3 protein-coding genes are annotated in these 2,085 nt (G+C 39.8%); 1 reads left to right on the top strand and 2 read right to left on the bottom strand.

Annotated features, from left to right (window positions below):
• The first annotated feature begins 310 nt into the window (after nucleotides 1-310).
• Nucleotides 311-535 carry a phosphate ABC transporter substrate-binding protein gene (locus tag MWU84_RS23795; protein WP_094998673.1) on the top strand — a complete coding sequence of 75 codons (225 nt, stop codon included), beginning with the start codon at nucleotides 311-313 and terminating at the stop codon, nucleotides 533-535.
• A gap of 50 nt (nucleotides 536-585) precedes the next feature.
• Here MWU84_RS23795 and MWU84_RS23790 read toward each other — a convergent pair whose 3' ends face one another.
• Nucleotides 586-1,377, bottom strand: a complete 792-nt coding sequence (locus MWU84_RS23790) for an AAA family ATPase (protein ID WP_094998672.1) — start codon at nucleotides 1,375-1,377, stop codon at nucleotides 586-588.
• Nucleotides 1,378-1,391: 14 nt separating this feature from the next.
• Nucleotides 1,392-1,973 (bottom strand): recombinase family protein, encoded by a 582-nt coding sequence (locus MWU84_RS23785; protein WP_094998671.1) that lies wholly within the window; start codon nucleotides 1,971-1,973, stop codon nucleotides 1,392-1,394.
• Nucleotides 1,974-2,085 lie beyond the last annotated feature (112 nt).

Here is a 2,085-nt window from a genome sequence, read left to right as displayed (position 1 = left end):
GGCCTAGTGACCTCATAGCTGCATAAAACGACAACTTAGCTCACAGGTACTGAAAACACTGGCACTTCTTATACAATGGTTACATCTCAAAAGTTGGCCAAAAGTCCAATTGGATTAACCAAACTACTATTCTGCAAATGCTTAAGAACATTCGTTTGTTTCGGGATTACACTACCATTTCATAGCTTTTGAATATAACTTGTGCCCAAACTGTTTTATGGACTATCTTTACGGAAATCAACCGATTATGTTTCTTTCCAAATTCCTAAAAGGCTCAATGTTTTAAGTATTCACTTAAAACATTGAAATCGTGAAATATACGAAACGATTTGAAAGGGCTTTTGGACTTACCCCTGAAGGACATATTGATTTTCCAAAGAAAATATCCAATGTTCGTTTATCAAGGATTGACAACTATCTTAAGATGGGTGGCTGTTGTTACTGTTTTCCCCACGGGATTGAAACGACCAACTCGAAGTATTCAAAACGTACCAGGAACTGGAAAAAACATAGGAGAAACCAATACAAGGGATAAATGGTGGTATCCATTTTTTGACGGCACCGCATATTATAATACCGGACTTTCTACTTGAAAAACCTCAAATAGCTTTCTGGACTTTGCAGGAACGACCTTGTAATAGTGTAATGTTCTGTCTCCTCCAAAGATACTTTGTTCATTCCTTTGTCGGTCACCTCATATATATTGGCTCCGGGATATGCCATAAGCATAGGTGAATGTGTAGCTATAATGAATTGGGACATATGGGATTTAAGATGTTCTTGGATAAAATAAAGCAAGGACAACTGTTTGGATGGTGACAAAGCGGCCTCCGGTTCATCCAATAGAAATATCCCGTTTCCATTTATAGTATCGTCCATTATCTTCAGGTAGGCCTCCCCATGAGAAAAACCTTGTAGATCCTGACCATAGTTCAATCGCATTCGATAAATCTGATAGTTTTGGTTGTCCTTCATTTCTTGGATGATATGGTCTGGAACTTCTCCATAAATATCCTTGAAGGATTCATGGAGCCTGGCATCCTCTCTGTCGATACTGTTCAAGAGGTCACCAAAGTCCTCTGCCCTGAAGAAAAATCCTCTGGGTTTTTCAATTTTCCAATCTAAATGCAGATATGGCGTCAACGAACGGGCTGCCTTGAAACAATTTTTACCATACCCAAATCCATCCATATGTGGTAATTGTAAACGAAGTGCCAATGTTTCGAGCAATGTGGACTTTCCGGTACCGTTATCACCTATAATAAAGGTAACAGGTGCGGATACATCAACGTCCTTTGCAAACTTTATTGCACTGACATCATAGGGAAACGGATGGGTTCTTTCTGTAGTTATGCTAAGTGATGTGAGGTAAGACATAGCCTTGTCTGAGATTAACTACTTGATTTTGACGAAAGTTCTTTTTCTACTCTATAAAAAGAGGTCTTACCGATTTTTGCCCGTTTGCAGGCCAAATCAATCGATACTCCTTGATTCCCGTACAGATGCTTGGCATAATGGTACTTTTCGATTGTTTCAATCTTCGACCCTTTGGGCCTGCCCAACAACTTGTTCCGCTTTCTTGCATTATCAAGCCCCACCTTTGTGCGTTCACTGATAAGGTTGCGTTCGAATTCCGCAACTGCCGCAAAAATCTGTAATAAAAATTTACCGTTGGCCGATGTGGTGTCGAATTCCGGTTCGCTCAAGCTTTTGAAATGTACCCCTGCCTCATTGAACCTATCAATAAGTTCAACCATATTTTTCAGCGAACGGAAAACCCTGTCGTTTTTATAGGTAAGGATAGTGTCCCCCTTTCGCATATATCTCAGCATTTCGTTCAATCCTTTTCTGTCGTCCCGGGTACCGCTTGCTATATCCTTATAAATTTTCTCACAACCAGCATTTTTTAACAGATCGATCTGTGCTTCAAGCTTTTGCTCGGGTGTCGATACCCTGGCATATCCTACTACCATTTTTAGTTCCGTAAAAGGTTATATAACGAAACTACTAAAAAGAACGATAAATGGAACTAGGATAAGATATTTTTTTAGGGCATTTCGGTTGTACCGAAAAACGGCCGTTTTA

This window comes from Arenibacter sp. F20364, from assembly GCF_023015905.1.
GTDB lineage: Bacteria > Bacteroidota > Bacteroidia > Flavobacteriales > Flavobacteriaceae > Arenibacter.
Note: the sequence above shows the minus strand (reverse complement) of the source record. Positions and strands in the feature narration are given on the sequence as shown.